We start from the raw sequence: 21,918 nt of genomic DNA, 5'->3' as shown, positions 1-21,918 counted from the left end.
GTGGCTCGCGATGACGTCTGAGTCCGGCCCCTCATTCCGGCGGCGGCGGAATCTCGATATGCCGGATCGGCATTCCCGGTGGCGCCATGTCCGCGGGCACCACGCGGTCTTCGGGTACCGGTATGACCGCACCGTCGGCATCGCGGAACACGTAATCCGGCGAGAACATCAGGATGGCCTCGATCGGCTCGCCCTCGTCAGTCACCTGGTGGTGGCGCACATAGCCTTCCGGCAATTCGAAGTCCTCCGGCACCGCCAGTCCTTGCAGCGGCGGGCTGGTGCCAGGCGGATTGAAGGCGGCGATGCCGCCGGTTTCACCGGAGTCTCGCAAAGCCTTGATCAGCTCGGCAGCTGTCGGTTCCGGGTCGGTCGGTGACACATAGGTGGCGATGTCATTGGCATCGCCGGTGCGCCAGTCGGCTGGATTCGATGAGGTAGTGCTGGTGGCGGCCGGCGGCACCGGTCGCGGCAGCTCGGTCGGCATCTTGATGTCCTGCGGGTCGGCAAGCTCTGGCGCAGGCATCGCCGATATTGGCGCACCTGCGGAGCGATCAACGTCCCGTTTCATCAGCGGTGAATGCAGAAAGAGGTAGCCAATCAAGGTCCCCACCAGCGTCAAAACCAGCACCCGCAGGAAACGCGACCGCCCATGCCCCGGCGGTCGCTCGCGGATGATGCGCACACCATCGCCGTCCGCAGGGGACGGCGTGGTGTGCTTCTGGTCAGAGACCGACATCAGCCTGACTCAGCCTTGCCCGTCAGGGGCTGGCCGGATTGTAGACCGACATCGACCAGCCCATGCGCTCATGGCCGTACCGGTTCCAGATCGGACTCTTGCCACCGCTGAAACTGGTGTAGCGCGGCGCCCCGGTGCCGGTGCTGCCACCCCACAGACCCGCGGAGACAGTGCCCCCGGTGTAAGTGGGATGCACATCGTCGGACTGGATGTAGTCGTAGCTGCTGCTGGAACTGACAAAGTGCGTGTTGGCATCGCGCAAGGTCGATTTCAACGTGTTGGAGATGCGGTTCACATAGCTGCTTTCGCTTTCACCCGCCACGTAGCGCAGGGCCTCCGAATCGATCTGACCGTCGCCATTGCTGTCGTAGTCAGCGCCCATGAACTGGGCGAAGCTGTCGGCGCACTTGAAGCCCTTGAGGCGGGCGTTCTCGCACATCCAGTAGTTCATCTTGGCGATGATCGGGAGGAAGGTGTTGCGCATGTTCACCGTCGCACCGGTGCTGGCGTCCTTGCAGGTGCTCTGCACGTTATCGGCGTTGTAGCCCGGGTAGTACAGGTTGGAAATCACCTTGAGCTTGGTGTTCGGGCTGGCGTTGGCATTGATGTAATCCATCGCCGCGGCCACATAGGTCTTGCAGTTGGCCAGCGCCGTATTGAGCACGCCGTAGTTGCAGGTGCCCGACTGCCCCTTGAAGCTGGTGCGCGCCTGCAGACCATCATTGCCGCACATCTCGAAAGCCACCACGCGGGTGCTGCTGGCCTGCATGTATGAGCGTTCGGCCACGATCTTGTTGTTGTAGACATCCGAGGCAACCGCGCCGGACTTGGCTCGACGGATGCTCTCGATATCGGCATTCCAGATGGCCGACAGGTACTCGGCATCGACGGTGGGCGCCGAGTATTTCGCCGCCTTGCTGACCGAGCCGTTGTAGCCGGCATAGATGGAATCGCCATAGGCGACAACCCGATACTTGGCCGTGGTACCGGCCCGATCGACCGTCCACGACACGTTCTGGTTCAAGGTATTTGCTGCAACCTGGCCACCCAGAGCCAGTAACAGAATGGCAGGCAGTGACCTGCGGACTAAGCCACAAGAAAAAGTATTCATGATCCTCCCCATGAATAGATGTACGCCGCAGAAGTCGGATGACTTCTGTCCCAGTGACGAACAACATCAGTGCGGCCCGGAACCCGATGAAGGGCTTCCCATCCGGACCGCGGCGCAATGTACGCTGGCGTATGGATGGACGTCAATCAGTGTGACAGCGCATTGGAACATGAAAATTTTTTGTGCGCTGCATCAGCAACTTGTCTGCATTTTGAAGGCAGGCCACACCGGGCGTGCTGGTCCATGCAGATCGATCACGCTGCGTTGCGGCAATCAGGATTCAAAGCTCGTTTGCTAGCCAAAAAATATTTTCGGAAGCAGCTACCGACGAGCTCATGCGGCTGCGACAGCGGGTCTGGCTGATGGGTTTCAGGCGCCCGCCGAGGCGCTCTCGAACCTCTCGTTGATGCTGCCCGACCAGACCTCAGTCGGCTTCGAATTGCGTGGCGTTGCGGCCCTTGATGTGGGCGTAGAAACGCTTGATCTCGGCCATGTCGGCATTCACGTCGCCGGTCGGCTTGAAAACCGGACCGAGGCCGCTCACCTTGCGCTCGTAGTCCATGTAGGCCAGCACGATCGGCACCTGCGCGGCGATGGCGATATGGTAGAAGCCGGTCTTCCAGTGACGAGTCTTGCCGCGTGTGCCTTCAGGCGGCACTGCCAGTTGCAGCGGGCCGTCCGCCTCGATGATGGCCTGGGCCGACGCCGCCACCAGATTGTTGGCCTTGGAGCGATCCACGGCGATGCCGCCCAGCCAGCGCATGACCGGGCCGAATGGCCAACGAAACAAACTCTGCTTGCCCATCCAGTACACCCGCAGATTCAACACGAAAGCCACCATCAGCGTGTACGGCAAGTCCCAGTTGCTGGTGTGTGGCGCAGCGATCAGCACGCATTTGCCGGCGCGGTCAGGCAATGTGCCTTCCACCTTCCAGCCCGCAAGATGCAGAAACGCCCGCGACACTGCGCGCAGCAGGATGTTGACGACGGGCGTATCAAAAAGCGTTCGCTGCAATGGAGGGCCTGCAATGGCAATGGAGCGCTCAGGCCGTCAGCAAAGGCGCGATGGCTGCGCGAAGGCGTGGAGCATAGCGTCCCGAAAGTGTTCAATCTGGAAAGCCCGGCCGGCCTTCTACGATGCTTGACCAGCAGACTGGCCGGGTTGGCTTCCCTGCATCAGAGCAGAGCAAACTCGTGCTCGCCGCGTTCATAGACCACATGCGCCCTGCCCACCAGCATCGGATCCACCTTGCCAATGGTCTCCAGACTCTTGTTGGCATAGGGCAGCTTGTGCAGCACATAGCGCATGGCGTTCAGTCGGGCGCGCTTCTTGTCGTTGGACTTGATCACGGTCCACGGCGCGTCAGCGGTGTCGGTGTTGAGGAACATGGCCTCCTTGGCGCGTGTGTAGTCTTGCCATTTGTCGAGGGAGGCCAGGTCAACCGGCGACAGCTTCCATTGCTTGAGCGGATGTACCTTGCGCTCCTTGAAGCGCCGCTTCTGCTCCTCGCGACTGACCGAAAACCAGAACTTGATCAGATGAATCCCGCTGCGCACCAGGTTGCGCTCGAATTCGGGCGCCTGACGCATGAACTCCTGATACTCGGCGTCGGTGCAGAATCCCATGACCCGCTCCACGCCGGCGCGGTTGTACCAACTGCGGTCGAACAGCACGATCTCGCCCCGCGTGGGCAGATGCTGCACATAGCGCTGGAAGTACCACTGCCCGCGCTCGACCTCGCTCGGCTTTTCCAGCGCGACGACATGCGCGCCGCGCGGGTTCAGGTGCTCCATGAAGCGCTTGATCGTGCCTCCCTTGCCGGCGGCATCGCGGCCCTCGAACAGGATCATCACCCGTTGACCGGTTTCCCTCACCCAGGCCTGCAGTTTCAGCAGCTCGGTCTGCAGCAGATACTTCTGCTTCTCGTAGGCCTTGCGGCTCATCAGATTCTTGTAAGGATAGGCGCCATCACGCCAGCCCGGCGCCAGCTCCATGTCCAGCACCGCAGGATCCTTGGTCTCGGGCGCCGCACCTTCGCGTTCCAGCAGGTGCTCAAGCAGGCGCCGACGATCGTCAGGCGATTTGCCATCCAGCAAGGACTTGATGGTGGCGATCTCGTTTTCCAGCGCCGCGACCGCCCCCGCATCGGTCTCGAAATCAAGAATGGCTTTCGCACTCAACCGGGGAGGCACATCGCCCTGGGAAGCCGGCCTGGGAGATGCAGCATTCGTTTTCAGGGCCGTCACGCTGCCGCTTTCGCGCTCACGTCTGGATTCGGACATGGAACACCTTCGGACTGATCGGAACAATCCTCCATTGGGCACCCGAATTCAGGCGCGGAGCTTGATGAGAGTCAAAGCTGGCCGCCGCCTCGGATTCACGAGGCGACAACCGCCCTTGATCTCCGCTCAGCGCAAAGCGGCGCCGCAGCGCGGCGCCCTCCACAACAGCGACCCGAAAGCCCCGGTGCCCGACGCTGGAATGCGGTTCATGGAGAGGATCTACCGCAAGACCCGCGCCGCCGTCTCAGCTCCCGGCATCGCCCCGACGCTCGATCAGCAGCGCCTTCAGTTCGCGAATCTCGGCACGCATCGAGCGCACCTCCTCGTGCAGGTCCATCTCGATGTGATCGCGGGCCTGCTCCACCACCTCGACCAGCGCTTCGTGCTCGGTTTCGGTATAGCTCTGCATGGCATTGACGATGATGGCAATGAACAGATTGAGCATGGTGAAGGTGGCGATCAGGATGAAGGGCACGAAGAAGGCCCAGGCATAGGGAAAGCTCTCCATCACCGGCCGGGAGATGCCCATCGACCAGCTTTCCAGGGTCATGATCTGGAACAGCGTGTACAGCGAACGACCGATATGTCCAAACCAGTCCGGATACTGGGCAGCGAACAGATTGGTCGCGATCACGGCGAAGACGTAATAGATCACCGCCAGCATCAGCACGATTGACCCCAGACCCGGGATGGCGGCAAGCAGCGCACCGACCACCCGTCGCATCGAGGGCACGATGGTCAGCAGCCGCATCACCCGCAGCACCCGCAGCGCGCGCAGCACCGCGAAGGGGCCAGACGCCGGCACCAGGGCAATGCCCACCACGAGAAAATCGAAGATGCTCCACGGATCACGCCAGAAGGCAGCGCGGTACACCCACAGGCGGATCAGGATCTCCACGACAAACACCGCCAGAATGGCGCGATCCACCAGCAGGATGCCCTGCCCTGCCGCCGCCATCACCGCCGGCGAGGTTTCCAGCCCCAGCAGCACGGCATTGACCAGAATCAGGACAATGATCAGCGCCTGCACGCGCGGGTGGTTGATGAAGGCGCGTAGGCGATCACGCATCGGAGCTGGGGGTACAGACGGCAGCATGACGGGCTTGGGTTTCGCGATTGGGGTCGCGCATTCTTCGTTGTTTTGCCTGGAGACAACAAGCGGCTCAATGTCGCTCCGCGCGCTGCGGCCGACCGCAGCATCGGCTGGCGCCCGCACATTTCAAGATTCTGCCCGCGCTGCGCCTTCCGGTTGCCCGGAGCGCGGGCCAAGCTGGTGACGTCAGCCAATCTGGAGCCCCTCATGCCCGTACCCGCACCCAGGCGCTGCCTCTCGATGATGGCCCTGCTGATGCTGTCCATCGGGGGAGCTGCACTGGCCGCACCTGCCCAGCGTTGGATCAAGGCTGACACCGGCCTGTTGCCCAACCCCGACGCGCAGGCCTTGCCGACGACGGCACTGTTGCGCGGTTCCGAGGTGGCATTCAGGTGGCGGATGCCCGACTCGGACTACTGCCTGATCGAGAGCACCGGCCTTTTCGGCTACGTCCGCTGTGAAACTCTGGACCCGAAGCCGCTGGCATCGGCACCCGCTGCGGCAGTTACCATCAACGCCAATACCCGCTGGGTCAACACGGCCAATCTGCTACTGCGCAGCAAGGCACGCGCCGATGCGACCGTGCTGGGCCGCCTCGGCTTCAATGCGCCGGTGCAACTGCTGTCGGACGACAGCTCCGGCGACTACTGCGAGGTCCTCTCGGAGCGGTTCGGGCACGGATACGTGGCTTGTCGTTATCTCGCCAACAGCCCCGAGGACGAGAACGCCCTGCTAAGCCGATTCCAGGGGAATGGCCAGCCCAACCCGCGCTTCGATCCGGTTCGCGCCTTCTGGATACGACCCAGCTGGGAGCGGCTGGAAGTCCACGCCCAGGCGCTGGCCGATCGGCATCGCGAGGCTCCGGTCGGTGAACGCTGGCCGCGCGACGAAGACCTTGAGCAGATGAAGGCGGAACTGGCCAAGGGACTGTTCGCCCCGGCGCCGCCGGCGCTACCGGACTGGGCTGAGATGAAAGTGCTCATCGCCGCAGGGCGCCAATCGCAGACGCCGGAAACCACCACCGAATCGGAGGCGCCGACGGAGTTTGACCGACTGCGGCGAGAGATCCTGATGTCCAACTGGCCTTCCTGGCTAGGACTCTGGGGAGAAACCTTCGATGACCTGCACGGCAGCGGCAAGGGCCCGATATACGGTCTGGTCGAGGCACTGGATTTCCCGGCCGCCGTGCCCTCCTGGCTCAGGAGCGAGCAGGAAGTAGCGCCGCCAGACACAGCGCAGGCCCTCAGTGGCCGTTTCGGCATCATCCATCGCTGGCTCACCAAGCCGCGGCCTGCTCCAGCCGCTGACGAGAACTACGCCACACCGGGTCTGTACGACATGCTGAGTCGCACCCAGGTACTGGTTCGCCCGGTGCAACGGGTGCGTCTGTATCGCGATGGGCATCTGGACAGCGAAGCAACGCATGCCCGCAGCAGCGAGACGCTGTGGCGCGACACCGAGGAGCCCATGTGCAACGGCTGGGAGCTGGGATTCCGCTTCGGCGCGTCCGACGCGGAGATCTGGGCCTATTTCGGTGATGCCGAATTCAGCGAACAAGCCCGCAGCTCCGCACCGCGCCGGCCTGGCAGCCTGTATGAATTCATCGTGCCGACAGCGCTTCCGCACGACCGGGCCCTGGTCAGCCTGCGCCAATACCCCATGGATCGCGCAGCCACCGGTTTCGTCCACGGCAGCGAGTTCGCCTTCGACTTCGACCACGACGGGCACCCCGACATCCTGGTCTGGGAAGGCACCGGCCATGGCCCCGGGCATATGGACGGGGAAACCACCACCGACGACGCCTGGTACCGGCTGGTGCTCGCGAACATCAACGGCCGCTGGAAGATTCTGGGCAATGACAGTTTCAGCTATGGCTGTGGATGCTGAGCAGGACATCAGCACCCGTGCAGCGGGTCCAGGGAGCTTGTTGGACAGACCGGTTATCGTTGAACAACGCCGTGGGTTATGGAACTTTGTTGCGCCGGATCCTCGTCAATTTGAGATCGGAAATAGTCCGAGTACGCGAAGGTGGTGCGCAGCGGTGAGTAGTACAGCGCCTTGACGCCCGTCGACTCGGACAGGTCCACATCGATGCGGGCTGCGGGGTCCGCAGGCCGTTTCGTCTCACGGACGATCTCGTCGGGGGGCAGGAAAACGACCGCGTCGTAGTCCGGATCGCGCCAGAGCCAGGCGCGAGAACGTCGCAGCATGGCGACTAGCGAACCGGCAATGGACGCTTGAGGCGTCGCTCAGCGCTCTCCATGAACCCATATCGTAAGTTGTTGTTGCGTCATTGCGAGGAGCGCAGCGACGAAGCAATCCAGGGTACCGCCGCACGCCCCTGGATTGCTTCGCTACGCTCTCCATGAACCCATATCGCAAGTCGTTGATTTTCTTTGTCCACCTGTAGGAGCGCCCTTGCGGCGCGACCGCTGCGGCGGACCTGCGGCTTGCCGGTCGCGACGCGAGGTCGCTCCTACAGGCGGGTTTGTGGTTCATGGCCCGTGCGCAGTGTCGGGCCGATACAGGTGGCTCGCAATGACGCCGGGGGGTTCGTGGCCCATGGGCAGTTTCAGGCCGATACAGGTGGCTCGCTATGGATGCATCCGTCGCGCCCTGCTCTGGCTGCGTCATGTCCGGACGATCCCGTCCAGCTTCAGTCAGCCGCTGCCAAACCTCCAGAAGATCTTCCATGGCGTCCTCGTTTGACGGCCGCCAGTCTCGGCGATGCGGCCAGCATCTCGCAAGGCATTCCTATTCCGGCACAGCCCGGCTCTGGTAGCCCGAAGTGCGCGCAGCGCTCTGCTGGCGGTGATGCGACCAGCCCCGGTGAGCCTCTGCGCGGCACACCAGGCTACGCGTAGCAGGCGAGTTCGGGCGGGCCGGCCAAGGACCTGGTCGGTCCGGAGCGGATGTCCCTGCACGTCCAGGTCATCGCCCAGCTCGACCACGTCGGCTTCGGCGAAGTAGCCCCGTGAATCCGCTGATCACCCACGCCGACGCCGCCCGTGAACCCGGCCGAGCGGTGCTGGCAGACGTAGGCCGGCAAGCGCTGGTGACCCTCGAACTACCCATGCTGCCCAGCATCGGCCTACCCGATCGCGACCGCCTCATCGCCGTAGGCGAAAACGGCCAAAGCTGGCGCGGCCTCGTACGCGGCACCACGGTGTCCGCCAGTTGGAGCCAGAGCCTGATCGTCCGTCAGACCATCGAGGTCGAGCGGCATTGAGCAATTCGGGCCCGTCAAAGACGCCGGGCAATACGTAGCGCGGCTCCCGCACGCGTCGGGTGTGAAGTAGCGCGGCTCCGGCGCGCGTCGACTCCCGGTGAGCCTTGCACTTGTTCGCGCCGGCGGCCGCGAGTCACGTTCGGAGCGAAACCCCACAACCAGGATTCAAAGCAACCCCATGCCCAACCTCTGGCGCCAATTCCAGGACCTGCTACCTACCAGCACCACGCTGATCGGTACTGTCGTGACCACGCACGCCGACCACACCGTCAGCGTCCAACTGCTCGACGGCGGCCTGCTGCGCGTCGCTGGCACCGCCGCCGATGGCGCGCGCGTCTTCGTCCGCGACGGCCGCATCGAGGGCGAAGCACCCGAACTGCCTCAGATTGATATCGAGATCTGATCGCTTCGAACCGCACCACATCACATCGGGCCGCAAGGCCCACCCACAGCCCGCTGACCGCGGGCTTTTTTCATTTCCGCCAAAGGAGACAAGCCATGGTCACCCCCGTGATCGAAGGCGGCATGGTGTCCATGCCGATCCACGAGTTTCAGGAGATGCTCGAGCACGCCGTCGAACTCGGCGCCCGCAGAGGGCTCGCCGACGTCGGCCTCGAAGGCGATGACGCTGCCCGCGATATCCGCGCGCTGCGTGGTTTGCTCGATGCGCACAACGCCGCCGAACACACCACCTGGCAGACGGTCATCAAGATACTGACCACCGCGCTGGTGATCGCGCTGGCGACCAGTGCCGCCATCCACTTCAAGCTGTTCGGAGGGCGCTGATCATGATGACCCTGCTAGGCAGTCTGCTCGGCTTCGTCGCCAGCGCCTTTCCAGAAATCCTCAAGCTGCAGCACGAGAAAGAGGACCGCAAACATGAGTTGGCGCCACCTTCGATCGCCAGGTCGAAATGCAGAAGCTCGGCCACACCCGAAAGGTGGACGAGCTCAACATCAGCGCCGATATCAAGGAGACCGAACAGCTCTACAACTACGCCAACCGCGAAAGCGGTGTGCGTTGGGTCGAAGGCCTGCAGTCCAGCGTGCGGCCAGTCATCACCTACGCCTTTTTCGGCCTGTTCGCAGTGGTAAAGCTGACCTCGCTTGTCACGCTGGCACAAGCCGAGGACCTGACCTTCGCCAGCGCACTACAAGTGATCTGGGACGGCGAGACCCAGGCCCTGTTCGCCACCGTCATGAGCTTCTGGTTCGGCGGCCGAGCCCTCCAGCGCGCACGAAGCGTCAAATGAGCGCACCCAACGCACACCTGCAGACCAGCGACCCAGGCATCGCCCTGGTCAAATGCTTTGAGAGCTTCTGCGCCAGCATCTACCGCTGCCCGGCAGGCAAACCCACGTTCCGCAACCGCATGTCCGTTACCGATCTGCGAGTATCCTCGAATCAGCCCCCGATGCAGCCGATGACCCCGAGCACAGCGATTGACAACCCGCGCTGGTGTCCTTTCTGTAACCCGGAGCCGCAACGGGTATTCCTGCGATCGCGCAATGTCTATGCGCTTTGGGATGGGTTTCCCGTCACCGACGGCCTTGCGCTGATCGTTCCGTATCGGCATGTGCCGACCTGGTTCGACGCCGCCGACACCGAGCGTGCCGAGCTGTTTTCTGCCATCGACGCCGTTTGCTCGATCATCCGCGGGCGCGGCGGCACACTTCGACGATCTGTTGCGCCGCGGCGGTTCCTTGCGGCTGCTAACCGGCGACTATCTGGGAGTCACCGATCCGGACGCACTGCAGCGCCTGATCGATCTGCGCACGATCCACGGCGCGGCTAGCCTGGACCTTCGCGTCTATGTGACGGCCGGTCGCAGCTTTCATCCGAAAGCCTATCTGCTCACCCGCAGCTACGTGGATGGCGTCGCCTACGTTGGCAGCTCCAACCTGTCGTCATCGGCGCTCGGCGATGGCATCGAGTGGAACTATCGCATCGAGTCAGGACGCGATGCGGCGGGTATCGCGCTGGTTCGAGGGGCTTTCGAGACACTGTTTCGAGACCCGGCGACCCGCGATCTGGATGAAGTATGGCTGGCCGACTAACTTGGGCGACGGCCGGCCTTGGCATCGCTATCGACTGAGCCGGCGGGCGAACCGCCCGAGCCCAAACCCGGATCTCCCTGTTCCCAATGCAGTCCAAACCGAGGCACTGACCGCCCTCGTGGCCACCCGCGTCGAAGGCCTTCCGCGGGCTGGTGCGGGAACTGGTCGACTGGCGCCTCGCCGAATACCCGTCACGGTTGTCGGTCAAGCAAGACACGACCGGCTTCCTGATGAAGGCCAGCCACACCGGCGGTAAGCCAATCCTTTTCCTGCCAGATCGCAAACAAAATCCAGCGAGCGGCCGCTCGAGACGGTCACCCGCCGTGAAACGCTTGGGGGATTTTTTGAGATGGGTGTCCCGGCTCCGTGGTGCGGTCGAAAACAGGGTGTCCATCGTCGCTTCGCCCCCCATAGGGCGCGCCCGCGCTAATGATCCTGCTCAATCAATCTGCCTTAGGTAGGTTGTAATCGCTTGAATGTCCATGCGCCTTCGCTTAGAGCGGTGACGATGCCGGACGGCAAGGACAGCGGCAAAGCTATCGACCCACGTGAGCCGGCGGTGCGCAGCCTCCTACATTCCCACGGACAGCCTGCCCGCCGTTGGCGCGCTGGTTCAGCTAACCTGGTCAGATGAGCAAACTCGAACGCGGACTTTACGAACAGCTGGTTACCGGTCAACTCGAAAGGGCTCTTCGTGACCTCGATGCCCGGCTTGAACCGGAGACCTCCACCCTTCATCCCGAGGAAGCGGCGGATCGAATCTCGCTTCACTTGGGGCGGCTGTTGCGGCAGGCGATCGCGAGTCTGGAGAGCAAGCACCGCCCGGAGCAGGGTGCCTTGCTGGCCAGGAAGATCGTCGAGTTGCTTTTGGCCATGCCCGGGAAAGGGGTCGACCCCGGCGATGCCCCTGTCGCGCCGGCCAGCGTGTTGCGCTCGCTGCTGCGCCGGCTGCCGGATGGCACGCGGGAAGCCCTGCTACCACCCGTGATCCCGCTGCTCGATACGACGCTGCTGACCAACGCACCCGGGGAGCCTCGGGTCGGCGTGCAGCTTCAGTCGGAGATCGTGTCTGCGGATCGCATCGACGTGCTGATGGCCTTCGTCCGTCGCAGCGGTATTCGGCCGCTGCTTGCGGGGCTGCGTCGACATACACAAGATGGCCGGCCATTGCGCCTGCTCACGACCACCTATACCCAGTCGACCGAATTGGCCGCGCTTGAAGCCCTGCGCGACGCTGGTGCCGAGATCCGGGTGTCGTATGACACCTCAGGCACGCGACTGCACGCCAAGGCGTGGCTGTTCCATCGCGCCTCCGGATTTTCCACTGCCTTCATTGGTTCGTCGAATCTCACCCATTCGGCACAGGTGACGGGCCTGGAATGGAACGTCCGGGTTTCCGGCGCGCGCAATCCGGATGTGGTCGACAAGTTCTCGGCCGTGTTCGACAGCTACTGGGAAAGCACAGACTTCCGGCCCTTCGACGCAAAGGAATACCAGGACTTTACGCGTCTGCCCGAACGCAATGGCCCACAGATCTATTTGAGTCCGGTGGAGATCCGGCCCGAGCCATTCCAGGCGCGCCTGCTCGATCAGATCGCGCTGTCCCGCAAGCAGGGCTATCACCGGAATCTCCTGGCGGCGGCTACCGGCACTGGCAAGACTGTAATGGCGGCGCTGGATTACCAGCGCTTGCGACCGCAGCTGCCGCGCTCACGGTTGCTGTTTGTCGCCCACCGAAAAGAGATCCTGGATCAGAGCCTCGCAACCTTTCGCCATGCGCTACGGGACGCGGCCTTCGGCGAGCGCTGGGTGGACGGCGCAAGGCCAACTCGCTTCGAGCATGTATTCGCCTCGATCCAGAGCCTCAGTGCCGTCGGCTACGAGGATATGGCGCCCGATCACTTCGACGTAGTGATCATCGACGAATTCCATCACGCTGCAGCCGCCACCTACACGGCACTGCTCGGGCACATCAGGCCCATCGAGTTACTCGGGCTCACGGCCACGCCGGAACGCAGCGATGGCTTGATGATCCTCAAGTGGTTCGATCACCGTATCGCCGCCGAATTGCGGCTGTGGGATGCGATCGACCAGCACCGGCTCTGCCCCTTCGCGTACTTCGGGTTTCATGACGGCATCGACCTTCGCGCCGTACAGTGGCATCGCGGAAGCGGCTACAACGTCAACGAACTGAGCAACCTCGTCACCGGCAACCACGTCTGGGTGCGCCGTGTGCTCAAGGCGATACAGGATCAGGTCGACAATCCCGGACGCATGCGCGCGCTCGGGTTCTGTGTATCGATCGCGCACGCGCGCTTCATGGCCGCCGAGTTCACCCGGCATGGGTTGCCGTCAGTGGCCGTGTGGTCTGACTCCGATTCGCGCGAACGCGCCGACGCGCTGAGCGGGCTGGCCGATGGCACGACACGCGTGGTGTTTTCGGTGGATTTGTTCAACGAAGGCGTCGACGTGCCGCGGGTCGATACCTTGCTGCTGCTGCGGCCGACCGACAGCCCGACGCTGTTCCTGCAGCAATTGGGCCGCGGATTACGCCGCTACCCGGGCAAGAACCAGTGCACGGTCCTCGACTTCGTCGGCCACCACCGCAAGGAGTTCCGCTTCGACCGGCGTATCGGCGCACTGCTGCGCGGCAACCGCAAGGCGCTCGCCGAACAGGTTGAACAGGGCTTTCCGTTTCTTCCGGCGGGCTGCCACATGTCGCTGGACGCGGTAGCTGAGGACATCGTGCTGCGCAGCATTCGGGAAAGCTTGCCGTCGAACTGGCCACAGCGCGTCGAAGAGCTGGTGCGCTGCGCGCTGGAGCAACCCGACCTCACGCTGTTGGATTTTCTCGAAGCCAGCGGCCTTGCGCTCGATGATGTCTATACCGGGAACCGCTGCTGGTCAGACCTTCGCGAAGCCGCCAGCCTGGAAACGCATGCCCGCGGCGCGCACGAGGACGCGCTCAGGCGCGCGCTCGGCCGGATGCTGCACATTGACGATCGCGAACGGATCGACGGTTATCGAAGTCTGCTCAGGCATCCGTCGCCGCCGAGCGTGTTCGATGCAGATGAGCGGACGGCTCGGGTCATGTCGATGCTGGTCGTTTCACTCGTCGATCGAGCAATCGCGGTGGCATCGCTCCAGCAGGGCCTGGACCTGCTTTGGCAACACCCGCAGGTGCGGGCCGAACTTGTGGAACTGCTGGAGGTGCTTGCGCGTCGCGTGGATCACGTCCATCTGCCGCTGCAGTCGCATCCCGCAGTGCCATTGCAGGTACACGCGTGCTACAGCCGCCTCGAGATACTTGCCGCCTTCGCAAATGGCGGCACGTCGCGGCCACTCACATGGCGAGAAGGGGTCCGCTGGCTCCCGGATGCCCAGGTTGACCTGTTCGCATTCACGCTGGACAAGACCAGCGGGCATTTCTCCCCCACAACTCGCTACCGCGACTTCGCGATATCGCGAGACCTGATCCACTGGGAAAGCCAATCGTCGACCCGCTCGGACAGCGACACCGGAAGGCGCTATCGCAACCACGTCAGGATGGGCACCACGGTGTTGCTGTTCGCCCGCCTGCACGCCGATGACCGGGCATTCTGGTTTCTTGGACCGGCGACTTACGTCTCCCACGAGGGCGAACGCCCGATGGCGATCAAGTGGCGATTGCAGCATCCGTTGCCCGGCGACCTGTATGCACAGTTCGCGGCGGCGGTCGCCTAGACCGTGGCGAAGGACTGGCGCCCGTGCGGAGCAGGCCAAGGCCGAGTGTGTAGCCCGCATAGGTTGGGATAAGCGCATCCCAACATCGTTGTTTCCGGGAATCCCCTCGTTGGGGTTCGCTGCGCTCACCGCCAACCTATGCTGCGGGCGGCGACGTTGTTCACCCAAGTGCCAGCCCACTTGGGACCTCTGGTCGTCAGTGCGAGCGACCTGTTTTGGCCCGAAACTGCACACGGGCCATGAACCCCCATGGTGCCGGGCGTAGCCCGATGTGCCGCGTAGCGGCTCACCGGGGCTCTTTGTGTCACTGCCCGGAGAGCGCTGCGCGCACTTCGGGCTACGCCAAGCCGGCTCATGTTCGCCTACTGAAATTCAATGACTTGTGGGTTCATGGAGGGCGCAGCGAAGCGATCCGGAAGCGCAGCTTGAGAAGCACTGGATTGCTTCGTCACTACGTTTCTCGCAATGACACATCAACAACTTACGAAAATTCGGATTCCGGACGGATTCCGGACACCCACGCGGATTCCGGACACCCACGAGTGAGAATTTCTTGCGGCTTTTTGCGCATTTCGCCGACTGAGACCGGGCGCTCAGTTCGGGATCATCGACGCCATGACTTACGCCCGCTCGCCAATGATTCCTCGCGGCTCTCCCTGAGTCTTTCACTGCACAACCCCGATGGCGGCCCAGAACGCTTATCTGGAAGCCATCAATCCGGCGACGAGGCCGCCACGTCGCCGAGAACTCAAGACGGCACTGATGCGCTATTGCGAGCGGGATACGTTGGGGCTGGTGAGGATTGTGCAGGCGCTGGCGAAGCGTTGATGGCGAGACTCAACTGAACAAAATCGCACTGGGCGAGCTAAAATGCCGGTCAGTGTCTACGTCAAAACAGGTGTCCGCCATGAACTACCTGGATCGCATTCAGATCGATGCAAGCGTTTGCGGTGGCAGGCCGGTCATCCGCGGAACCCGTGTCCCAGTTGCGATTGTCGTAGGCAGTCTTGCGGCAGGGATGAGTTTCGACGACGTCGCACGCGAGTACGACCTCAGCGATGAGGACATCCGCGCGGCCCTGGGCTACGCCAGCGCCCGCGTTGGCGAGGAATCACTGCATCCGTTGCCTGCGCGCGCGGCGTGAGGTTCTTGCTCGACGCCAACATGCCGCGTTCAGCGTTGGTGGCACTTCGCGCGTTCGGCCATACCGCCGACCATGTGCGTGATATCGGCTTGGGCGACGCAACGGACGATCAAATAGCCGCAAGCGCTGCCGATGCGGCGGCAACTCTGGTCTCGCGGGATCTAGATTTTGCCGATGTTCGACGTTTCCCACCGCAGGACACGCAAGGCATCCTGGTGTTGCGCTTGCCTGACGATACGCGCGCCGACGAAATAGCCGCAGTGATGACCCGCTTTCTGAGTACGACGATGGTGGCGCATCTGCCCGGTCATCTGGTCATTCTGGAGCGAGACCGCGTGCGCTTCCGACCGGCGCTGCCGGTCGATTGAGCCTCGCGGCGGGCCTCGACGATAGCCGGCGAGAGCAAGCGACGACTCATGCCGTGCTCGTGCACAGTCCCCAAGAAGGCCCGGTCAAGCCGCGCACACATCGGGCTTTCTATTTGGCACTGGCTCGGGCGACGGTGGGGGCGAGTGTGGTGTTGCGCAAGCCGCCGCAGGGTGGATGATCAGGAGAGCCTCAGCACTCACCCGGAGTGCTGGAGTCGCGAAGCCGCGCTCCGAGTTGCGATCGTCGATTGCCGACCCATTTCGGCCGTTCGGCTTGCCCCTGGCGCCGGACCAAATACAGCATCCAGCTCAGCCGCCCAGCTCTGACATCGTGCCGGTCTCGGGCTTGCTTCGGACGCTGCCACTGACCGAGGTTGATGAAGTGAACCCGACCAGTGCTTGCAAGGCAGAGTCCCGCTAGGCTGCATTTCTCACACCTGTTGCGGAAGATCGCGCAGGGCTTTGTGACTAGCGCAAGGCGCGACGACGAGGAATGGTGATTCCATTGCGAGGAGGAGCAACGCAGCGATAGTCGCAAAGAACCAGCGAGGTCCGCAAAGCGGGCAGATGCAGCCGTACACTCTGCGTGCTGTGTGGCCACCGATTCGCCTTGCGCAACAACGGAATCGCGGCATTTGCACGCGCAGGTGTGAGAAATACGGGCTAGGCTACACCGAGTCGGGCCCGCAGCTTTTCCGACGCGGTTTGGCCGAGCAGCGTCTGATCGGTCGCGTCGAGTTCGGTGGACGCGCCGCGCTCGACGAGCAAACGCAGGATTTCCGGATTCGCCGCGATCGTCAGTGCGCGCCACCCGGCCGCGTCCGCTTGATCGACGGCGAATCCCGCGTCCAGCAAACATCGCACCGTCTCCACCGCCCCGACGACGCCGCCCGCCGCGCTTGCGCGATGCAAGGCGTTTCGGCCGTCCGGACCCGGAGCGGAGACATCGGCCCCTTCAGCAATGAGTAGCGACACGAGAAGGAAAGTGTGCTCGCTTGCCGCGCGCATCAGCGGCGTGTCGTGAGGCCGGCGAATCAGCTCTTCCATGAGCGGACTGATCGACGCATAGCGCTCCGCGAGTTGTCGCTCGTCGTCCCAGAGGAGTTGGCCATCCTGGCCCTTGGGAAGACCGAGGCCTGAGTGAAGTGCGATGGCCGCGTCGCCCGCGCGAGCGTTCAAATTTGCGCCTGCGGCCCGCAACGCGCGCAACGCGCGTTGCTGGAACGCATCGATTTCCGGCGACGAACGGAATTGGATGCCTCCGAGACCGAACAGGGCCGCGTCGACGGCGCACGCACATGCTGAGCCCGCTACCTTGAGAAGGAACGGCACGGCCCCTCCATGGATCTGCGCGGCGTAGACCAGTGCAGCGGGCTCGTCTCCCGGACGAACATCCATCACCTCGGCCTGGGTTTGCATGCCGTCGTCGTTCGAACCGGGAAAGTACACCGGCAAACCGCAGGTCTTCAGCGCGCGCAGAGCGTCCCACTTGCCCCGAACAACACAGTAGTCCGAGAGATCGCGCGCCAGTTCCACCCACTCTCCGAGGGGAAGCGGGCCGCGATGGGCAACCGACGAATGGTGACCAGGCAACGTGGTCGGATTCAGCGTGAGCTGAATGTCGAGCGTCTGACCGTCGTCAACAAGCGTTCGCAGATACGGTGCCAGCCGGTCGGGGCCATGATGCTGCGCGTCGGCCATCCACATCTCGGCCATGACGCCCCTTCCATGCCAGCCAGGCTTCAGCCGTTCCATCGGCGTCTCGCCGGTGAGATCGGCGAAACGTGGGTCCGCGCCATGAGCGAGAAGGGCGCTGATGGCTGAAGTCTGGTTGGAGGAGATCGCGTGAACGAGCGGGGTGTGACCGTTCTCATCAGTCGCGTCGACGTCGGCCCCACCGTCAACAAGCGCGTCGATCATTCTCGCGTGACTCACGCTGGCGGCGTAGTGCAGGGGCGCGCCCGAGGAATCCTTCAGGTTTGGATCGCCGCCTGCATCCAGCAGACGGCGCATGATGTCGACATCACGGCTCGCCGCGAAGTGCATGGGCGTGCTGCCATTCGTGAAGCGCTCGCTGACATCGGCGCCCGCCCGAAGCAAGGCATCGACGTGGGGCAGCTTGCGCTTTTCGATCGCGAGGGCCAGCAGAGAGCACCCGGAATTGAGTCCGAGATCCACGGAGGCGACAAGACCGTGCTGAGCGAGCAGTGCCGTCAAGCGGGTGGCGTCTGAATCTTGCAGCGTCTCGCGCATCCGCGCGCCGATGAATGCCCGGCTCGTTTCCAAGTCATCGGCGGCAACGTCAGCGGGCGCCAGAGTTCTGGCGAGTTCCGCGTGACCGACAGCCAGTGCAATGTCCGCGGCGGTTCGTCCCTTCGCGTCGCGCGCAGAGCGATCGGCTCCCGTGCTCGAGCAGGGCCTCGACGGCAAGGGTGTTCTTGACCATCGCTGCTCGCATCAGCGGCGTGTTGCCGTTGGCATCCACGAGATCGGGCGACAGACCCTCTGCGAGCAGTCGGCGAAGCATCCGCGTCGACGGCACATCAATGGCCACCCGCACGGCTTCCGAGATCAGGGGAGGCGGCAAGGGCCGGCTCGGCGGTCGCGATGGTGCTGGGGGTGAGGCCGGCCATGCGCAGCAGAGCGGAGAGCGCTCCGGGTGCGGGAACGGTCTCCCCGTGGTACAGACGGCCAATACGCGCCATCACTTCATCCGGCGCGACAGCCGTCCATTCCAATCGCAGGTCCCGGAACCTGAGCGATGTGTAGACGGGGTGGTCATGGTCGGCCCCGAAGATGTCGAGGTGGAAGCGGCTCCAAGCTGGGTGAACTCTGCGGGCCGCGATTCGATGCGGGTCCAGCCATCGACCGTGTCCGGCATGGACGACAGGCCGAGGGGTCGAAAAAAGCACAGCAGGCAAGCGCGGCGCACGATCGACAAACCAGATATCCGGTGCTTCGCCTTGCGAGCCGTGGTTGTATCCGACTTCGCCCAGTTGAACCTGATGACCGGTCATCCGCAGCACCATCAGCAGATAGGCCAGCGTCTCCTTGGTCTTGGCGCCCGCCTGAGCCAGCGCCTGAATGATTTCGAGGCGTGGCACCGTTGCCGCCTCCGCCAGGATTTCGCGGGACTGACCCTTCACTTCCACCGATGCGCCCGCGGCCAGCAAGGCCTTGACCGCGCGCGTCGATCCAGCGGCGGCGGCGAGAGCGAGGGCGGTTCGGTGATCGTCACTGAGCCCGTCGATCTCCGCGCCGTGCGTCAGGAGCCAGGCGATCGCATTCGCATCGTCAACAACGGCGGCAAGATGGAGCGGCGTCCAGCCGAGCCCGTCCATGGCATGAGCCCCGCGCGCCACGTCCGCGGGGGCGACCGCAGACAAGCGCCCTTCGCGCACGCCGGTGTGGAGCAGGGTTTCCGCCCAAACCGAGGCCAGATCGCGAACCGGTGATTCTTCGGACATGCGGCGCTCCTGTCGTGATCAGAAACCGGGCTTAGAGTGCACTTTCAACCGACCGCTTGTGGCCGACGTCTGCCGGTCAACTTTCCGCCGTTGCCGGTCAGTTTCGCTGGCGAGAGTGGTCAATTCTTGTGGCCAGACCGGCCAGATGGCTAGCGGTTTGCAGCACCCGAGCTACGTCCTGCCGGATCGTGCCTATCGGTACAGTTGCGCGTCCCATCGGATAAGCATGAGCATGGCCGGCAAGTTCGTAGTGAAAGCCGCGAGCAACGGCGACATCTACTTCCGACTGCAGGCGGGCAACGGCGGCAGAAGCGACCCGTAAGTCTCCAAGGTACCAGGAGCGCCGCCCGCGCTGGAACCGCAGCGTCTTCGACCCGGCCCTCGCCGCAGTCTGACCCCAACCTGCCAACCACGTCTGCCGTCCAACTTGCCCTTTTGAACCAAGCGTAAGTACTTGATCTGCCTCATGTTGGAAAAGCCGTCGATTGGTTCTTGGCTCTCTGGGGTCCAGGGGGACAGAGAGTGGGGGTGGGGTAGAGAGCACATTTAGGGCTTTTGGGCCCTCGACGGCAAGAAGCGAGGTCCACGCGCTGACCCCCAGGAACCCGCAGCCGTGCGCACTCGTCGCGCTTTCGGGCTGGCAAGGAGAGTCGGTTGGAACCGAGGAATGGTGGGGCAGAGCACCCCACGGCGCAAACAGTGAGGGCTGGGTCGGGGAGAACGGATGCGGGCGTTATCCGACGATCATCGAAAAGCACTTGCAGAAAGCTTTTGCATGTGTGCATCCCTACCCGTCGACTCGCGTCGCGGCAAATGACGACCACTGCTGATGTTTGGCGGCTTTGGACCGCAGGAACTCATCAAGATCCAGATTTCCGCACTTGAAGCCGGTCCGATCGTGGGCAGACTTGTCGAGCGCGCAGACGATCAGCGCCACTGGATGCCAGCGGCTTCGTAGTCGCGCATGGCCAGGATCAAAGCAGCGGTCGGCTGCGGCGGATTTGCAAGCGCGTCGAGCACGTCCCGGTATGCCTTCGACGTGACCGCCAACTGCTCGGCATCAGCAATCACGTTGCGCGCGCGCTCGAGAACTGGCGCCAGGACAAACTGGCTCAGCGTCACCCCTTCCAACTGCGCAGCACGAGCCAGCATCCGCTTGTCGTCGGGATGCAGTCGGATGTCCAGGCGATCGGTCGCTGCGTTCATCGGGATACTCGGAGTGTCATCCGCACATGGTACGGGGAACGGACACCTGCAACACCAGTTGTGGCTGGACACGGCCGAGGTAGGTTGGTGAAGGTGGCGTGCCGCCTTCCAGGCACAAGTGCATGAGTGGATCGCGCAACAGGGACGTCCCGACCCTGACCTCATCAATGGCGATCCCATCATCACTGGCTTGTCGCCGTTCAATCCCGAAGCCGCCGGACCACCTTGCCCCTGATGACACTGGGCAGTTCGATGTATATCCTTTTCGTATCTACATCGGGATCTCGTCATGACCACTGCCAAGGTGTTCCAGTCGGGCAACAGCCAAGCGGTGCGGCTGCCCAAAGAGTTCCGCTTCAACACGGGTGAGGTCGAGATTTATCGTCGCGGCAACGAAGTGGTGCTCCGCGAGAAGGCGCAGAGCCTTAGCCGGCTGCTCGAAGACCTGCCGCCTTGGCCGGATGATTTTGTCGAGCCTTCCGACGCGCCGCCGCAGGAACGTGAGGTGCCGTGATGGGGATGCGCTATCTGCTCGACACAAATATCTGTGTGTATGCCGTTTCCGGACGTCACCCGCTAGTCACGCGCAAGCTAGACCGCCAAGGCACCGGCAAGGTCGCCCTCTCGGTCATCGTGCTGGGTGAGTTGATGTTTGGCATCAGCAAGAGCCAAAGGCGCGCGGACGCGTTGTTGCGCCTGGACGCGCTGCAGCAGATCGCCGAGGTGAAGGAACTGCCGGTTGACGCAGCCGCGCACTATGGCGAGATCCGTGCACAACTTGAACGTGCCGGCACGCCAATTGGCAACAACGATCTGTGGATCGCCGCGCATGCGCGCGCTGCGGGCCTGATCCTGGTGACCAACAACGAGCGCGAGTTCGCCCGCGTTCCCGAGCTGAAACTTGAGAACTGGGCGGCATGACCACGTCGGTTGCTCAGGCCTGACCGCAATGAACTGATGACGATGGTCGCGGACCCCGTGCTACGTCTGGCAAAACGGACGCATCGAAAACATCGCTGCGGCCATCGGCACCGAACCCAACTTCGTGTCGAAATCCACCGAGGTTTCTTAGGCCGGACAGGTTTCTTGTTGCCCAAGAGCGGGTCGAAGGATTCACACCGGACACGACTGACGAGACTGTCGCGGATACGCTGAGCCAATCCAGCGAGTTCAGGCGCAACTTGCATTTTTGCCACATACGGCAAACAATGCCCATCAAGTCCACAATCTTGCCGTATATAGCAAATGCAGACCCTCCAGGAATTGGGCGCTTCCGTCGCGGAAAGGCGCCGTGCACTCGGCCTGCAGCAAGGTGAAGTGGCGGCGCGTACGGGCCTGAGCCAAGCGTCGCTGTCGCGCTTCGAGCGCGGCAAAGTCGCCGAATTCGGATCCCGAAAGCTGTTGTCCGTGCTCGCGGTGCTCGGCATGGAATTGAGCTTGGCCGAAATCGGCGCAGCGGGCTCCCTCGATGAACTGCGGCGCGAACGGAGTGGAGCGTGAGT

24 protein-coding genes are annotated in these 21,918 nt (G+C 63.3%); 14 read left to right on the top strand and 10 right to left on the bottom strand.

What is annotated here, in order from left to right; all coding sequences use genetic code 11:
- Positions 1-31: 31 nt before the first annotated feature.
- The 5 genes from H7A19_15075 to H7A19_15055 form a co-directional block, all read right to left on the bottom strand.
- Positions 32-736, bottom strand: a complete 705-nt coding sequence (locus H7A19_15075) for a hypothetical protein (GenBank protein MCP5476152.1) — start codon at positions 734-736, stop codon at positions 32-34.
- A gap of 22 nt (positions 737-758) precedes the next feature.
- Positions 759-1,847 carry an SGNH/GDSL hydrolase family protein gene (locus H7A19_15070; GenBank protein ID MCP5476151.1) on the bottom strand — a complete coding sequence of 363 codons (1,089 nt, stop codon included), beginning with the start codon at positions 1,845-1,847 and terminating at the stop codon, positions 759-761.
- A 424-nt stretch (positions 1,848-2,271) separates the two neighbouring features.
- Positions 2,272-2,862: a lysophospholipid acyltransferase family protein gene (locus H7A19_15065; protein ID MCP5476150.1), complete on the bottom strand. Its 591-nt coding sequence runs from the start codon at positions 2,860-2,862 to the stop codon at positions 2,272-2,274.
- 161 nt (positions 2,863-3,023) lie between these two features.
- The gene (gene ppk2 / locus H7A19_15060; GenBank protein MCP5476149.1) at positions 3,024-4,130 is read right to left on the bottom strand and encodes a polyphosphate kinase 2; all 1,107 of its coding nucleotides are present in this window, start codon (positions 4,128-4,130) and stop codon (positions 3,024-3,026) included.
- A gap of 244 nt (positions 4,131-4,374) precedes the next feature.
- On the bottom strand, positions 4,375-5,199 hold the full coding sequence (locus tag H7A19_15055) for an ion transporter (GenBank protein ID MCP5476148.1): 825 nt from the start codon (positions 5,197-5,199) through the stop codon (positions 4,375-4,377).
- A gap of 231 nt (positions 5,200-5,430) precedes the next feature.
- Here H7A19_15055 and H7A19_15050 point away from each other — a divergent pair, with 231 nt between their 5' ends.
- Positions 5,431-7,110 (top strand): hypothetical protein, encoded by a 1,680-nt coding sequence (locus H7A19_15050; protein MCP5476147.1) that lies wholly within the window; start codon positions 5,431-5,433, stop codon positions 7,108-7,110.
- A 53-nt stretch (positions 7,111-7,163) separates the two neighbouring features.
- Here the strand turns inward: H7A19_15050 and H7A19_15045 are convergent, their stop codons facing one another.
- The gene (locus H7A19_15045; protein ID MCP5476146.1) at positions 7,164-7,433 is read right to left on the bottom strand and encodes a hypothetical protein; all 270 of its coding nucleotides are present in this window, start codon (positions 7,431-7,433) and stop codon (positions 7,164-7,166) included.
- A 764-nt stretch (positions 7,434-8,197) separates the two neighbouring features.
- Here H7A19_15045 and H7A19_15040 point away from each other — a divergent pair.
- The 10 genes from H7A19_15040 (at position 8,198) to H7A19_14995 (ending at position 15,743) form a co-directional block, all read left to right on the top strand.
- A complete protein-coding gene (locus tag H7A19_15040) occupies positions 8,198-8,452 on the top strand; it encodes a hypothetical protein (GenBank protein ID MCP5476145.1) in 255 nt (84 codons plus the stop codon).
- Positions 8,453-8,630: 178 nt separating this feature from the next.
- Positions 8,631-8,855 (top strand): hypothetical protein, encoded by a 225-nt coding sequence (locus H7A19_15035; GenBank protein MCP5476144.1) that lies wholly within the window; start codon positions 8,631-8,633, stop codon positions 8,853-8,855.
- Positions 8,856-8,950: 95 nt separating this feature from the next.
- A complete protein-coding gene (locus H7A19_15030) occupies positions 8,951-9,238 on the top strand; it encodes a hypothetical protein (protein ID MCP5476143.1) in 288 nt (95 codons plus the stop codon).
- A gap of 127 nt (positions 9,239-9,365) precedes the next feature.
- The gene (locus tag H7A19_15025; protein ID MCP5476142.1) at positions 9,366-9,704 is read left to right on the top strand and encodes a hypothetical protein; all 339 of its coding nucleotides are present in this window, start codon (positions 9,366-9,368) and stop codon (positions 9,702-9,704) included.
- Positions 9,701-10,246, top strand: coding sequence for an HIT domain-containing protein (locus H7A19_15020; protein MCP5476141.1), 546 nt, complete (start codon positions 9,701-9,703; stop codon positions 10,244-10,246). The genes H7A19_15025 and H7A19_15020 overlap by 4 nt, the downstream gene beginning before the upstream one ends.
- Entirely contained in the window at positions 10,155-10,508 is a 354-nt protein-coding gene (locus H7A19_15015; protein ID MCP5476140.1) for a hypothetical protein, read from the top strand. The genes H7A19_15020 and H7A19_15015 overlap by 92 nt, the downstream gene beginning before the upstream one ends.
- Positions 10,509-11,138: 630 nt before the next feature.
- The gene (locus tag H7A19_15010) at positions 11,139-14,231 is read left to right on the top strand and encodes a DUF3427 domain-containing protein (protein ID MCP5476139.1); all 3,093 of its coding nucleotides are present in this window, start codon (positions 11,139-11,141) and stop codon (positions 14,229-14,231) included.
- A 681-nt stretch (positions 14,232-14,912) separates the two neighbouring features.
- Positions 14,913-15,059 carry a hypothetical protein gene (locus H7A19_15005; GenBank protein ID MCP5476138.1) on the top strand — a complete coding sequence of 49 codons (147 nt, stop codon included), beginning with the start codon at positions 14,913-14,915 and terminating at the stop codon, positions 15,057-15,059.
- 79 nt (positions 15,060-15,138) lie between these two features.
- On the top strand, positions 15,139-15,375 hold the full coding sequence (locus H7A19_15000; protein ID MCP5476137.1) for a DUF433 domain-containing protein: 237 nt from the start codon (positions 15,139-15,141) through the stop codon (positions 15,373-15,375).
- 5 nt (positions 15,376-15,380) lie between these two features.
- Entirely contained in the window at positions 15,381-15,743 is a 363-nt protein-coding gene (locus tag H7A19_14995) for a DUF5615 family PIN-like protein (GenBank protein MCP5476136.1), read from the top strand.
- Positions 15,744-16,406: 663 nt separating this feature from the next.
- Here the strand turns inward: H7A19_14995 and H7A19_14990 are convergent.
- From H7A19_14990 to H7A19_14975, 4 genes are all read right to left on the bottom strand, one after another.
- The gene (locus H7A19_14990) at positions 16,407-17,996 is read right to left on the bottom strand and encodes an ankyrin repeat domain-containing protein (protein ID MCP5476135.1); all 1,590 of its coding nucleotides are present in this window, start codon (positions 17,994-17,996) and stop codon (positions 16,407-16,409) included.
- A 49-nt stretch (positions 17,997-18,045) separates the two neighbouring features.
- On the bottom strand, positions 18,046-18,297 hold the full coding sequence (locus tag H7A19_14985) for an ankyrin repeat domain-containing protein (GenBank protein ID MCP5476134.1): 252 nt from the start codon (positions 18,295-18,297) through the stop codon (positions 18,046-18,048).
- A complete protein-coding gene (locus H7A19_14980) occupies positions 18,287-19,210 on the bottom strand; it encodes an ankyrin repeat domain-containing protein (protein MCP5476133.1) in 924 nt (307 codons plus the stop codon). The genes H7A19_14985 and H7A19_14980 overlap by 11 nt, the downstream gene beginning before the upstream one ends.
- 927 nt (positions 19,211-20,137) lie before the next feature.
- Entirely contained in the window at positions 20,138-20,416 is a 279-nt protein-coding gene (locus H7A19_14975) for a DUF1778 domain-containing protein (GenBank protein ID MCP5476132.1), read from the bottom strand.
- A gap of 289 nt (positions 20,417-20,705) precedes the next feature.
- On the opposite strand from H7A19_14975, the gene H7A19_14970 reads away from it, so the two are divergent.
- The 3 genes from H7A19_14970 (at position 20,706) to H7A19_14960 (ending at position 21,916) form a co-directional block, all read left to right on the top strand.
- Positions 20,706-20,930, top strand: coding sequence for an AbrB/MazE/SpoVT family DNA-binding domain-containing protein (locus H7A19_14970; GenBank protein ID MCP5476131.1), 225 nt, complete (start codon positions 20,706-20,708; stop codon positions 20,928-20,930).
- A gap of 5 nt (positions 20,931-20,935) precedes the next feature.
- Positions 20,936-21,337, top strand: coding sequence for a type II toxin-antitoxin system VapC family toxin (locus H7A19_14965; GenBank protein ID MCP5476130.1), 402 nt, complete (start codon positions 20,936-20,938; stop codon positions 21,335-21,337).
- 324 nt (positions 21,338-21,661) lie between these two features.
- The gene (locus tag H7A19_14960) at positions 21,662-21,916 is read left to right on the top strand and encodes an XRE family transcriptional regulator (protein ID MCP5476129.1); all 255 of its coding nucleotides are present in this window, start codon (positions 21,662-21,664) and stop codon (positions 21,914-21,916) included.
- The last annotated feature ends 2 nt before the right edge of the window (positions 21,917-21,918 follow it).

Source organism: Rhodanobacteraceae bacterium (genome assembly GCA_024234055.1).
Lineage (GTDB): Bacteria > Pseudomonadota > Gammaproteobacteria > Xanthomonadales > SZUA-5 > JADKFD01.
The sequence above is the reverse complement of the archived record's forward strand: the minus strand, read 5'-3'. Positions and strand labels throughout refer to the sequence as shown.

Bases quoted from the DNA above. Each gene is read 5' to 3' on its own strand.
- ppk2 (MCP5476149.1), bottom strand. From the start codon at position 4,130: ATGTCCGAATCCAGACGTGAGCGCGAAAGCGGCAGCGTGACGGCCCTG.
- H7A19_14990 (MCP5476135.1), bottom strand. From the start codon at position 17,996: ATGCGCGAGACGCTGCAAGATTCAGACGCCACCCGCTTGACGGCACTG.
- H7A19_14975 (MCP5476132.1), bottom strand. From the start codon at position 20,416: ATGAACGCAGCGACCGATCGCCTGGACATCCGACTGCATCCCGACGAC.
- H7A19_15020 (MCP5476141.1), top strand. From the start codon at position 9,701: ATGAGCGCACCCAACGCACACCTGCAGACCAGCGACCCAGGCATCGCC.
- H7A19_15005 (MCP5476138.1), top strand. From the start codon at position 14,913: ATGGCGGCCCAGAACGCTTATCTGGAAGCCATCAATCCGGCGACGAGG.
- H7A19_14965 (MCP5476130.1), top strand. From the start codon at position 20,936: ATGCGCTATCTGCTCGACACAAATATCTGTGTGTATGCCGTTTCCGGA.
- H7A19_15025 (MCP5476142.1), top strand. From the start codon at position 9,366: ATGCAGAAGCTCGGCCACACCCGAAAGGTGGACGAGCTCAACATCAGC.
- H7A19_15030 (MCP5476143.1), top strand. From the start codon at position 8,951: ATGGTCACCCCCGTGATCGAAGGCGGCATGGTGTCCATGCCGATCCAC.
- H7A19_15050 (MCP5476147.1), top strand. From the start codon at position 5,431: ATGCCCGTACCCGCACCCAGGCGCTGCCTCTCGATGATGGCCCTGCTG.
- H7A19_14980 (MCP5476133.1), bottom strand. From the start codon at position 19,210: ATGTCCGAAGAATCACCGGTTCGCGATCTGGCCTCGGTTTGGGCGGAA.
- H7A19_15045 (MCP5476146.1), bottom strand. From the start codon at position 7,433: ATGCTGCGACGTTCTCGCGCCTGGCTCTGGCGCGATCCGGACTACGAC.
- H7A19_15075 (MCP5476152.1), bottom strand. From the start codon at position 736: ATGTCGGTCTCTGACCAGAAGCACACCACGCCGTCCCCTGCGGACGGC.
- H7A19_15035 (MCP5476144.1), top strand. From the start codon at position 8,631: ATGCCCAACCTCTGGCGCCAATTCCAGGACCTGCTACCTACCAGCACC.
- H7A19_14960 (MCP5476129.1), top strand. From the start codon at position 21,662: ATGCAGACCCTCCAGGAATTGGGCGCTTCCGTCGCGGAAAGGCGCCGT.
- H7A19_15070 (MCP5476151.1), bottom strand. From the start codon at position 1,847: ATGAATACTTTTTCTTGTGGCTTAGTCCGCAGGTCACTGCCTGCCATT.
- H7A19_14970 (MCP5476131.1), top strand. From the start codon at position 20,706: ATGACCACTGCCAAGGTGTTCCAGTCGGGCAACAGCCAAGCGGTGCGG.
- H7A19_15055 (MCP5476148.1), bottom strand. From the start codon at position 5,199: ATGCGTGATCGCCTACGCGCCTTCATCAACCACCCGCGCGTGCAGGCG.
- H7A19_15000 (MCP5476137.1), top strand. From the start codon at position 15,139: ATGAACTACCTGGATCGCATTCAGATCGATGCAAGCGTTTGCGGTGGC.
- H7A19_15010 (MCP5476139.1), top strand. From the start codon at position 11,139: ATGAGCAAACTCGAACGCGGACTTTACGAACAGCTGGTTACCGGTCAA.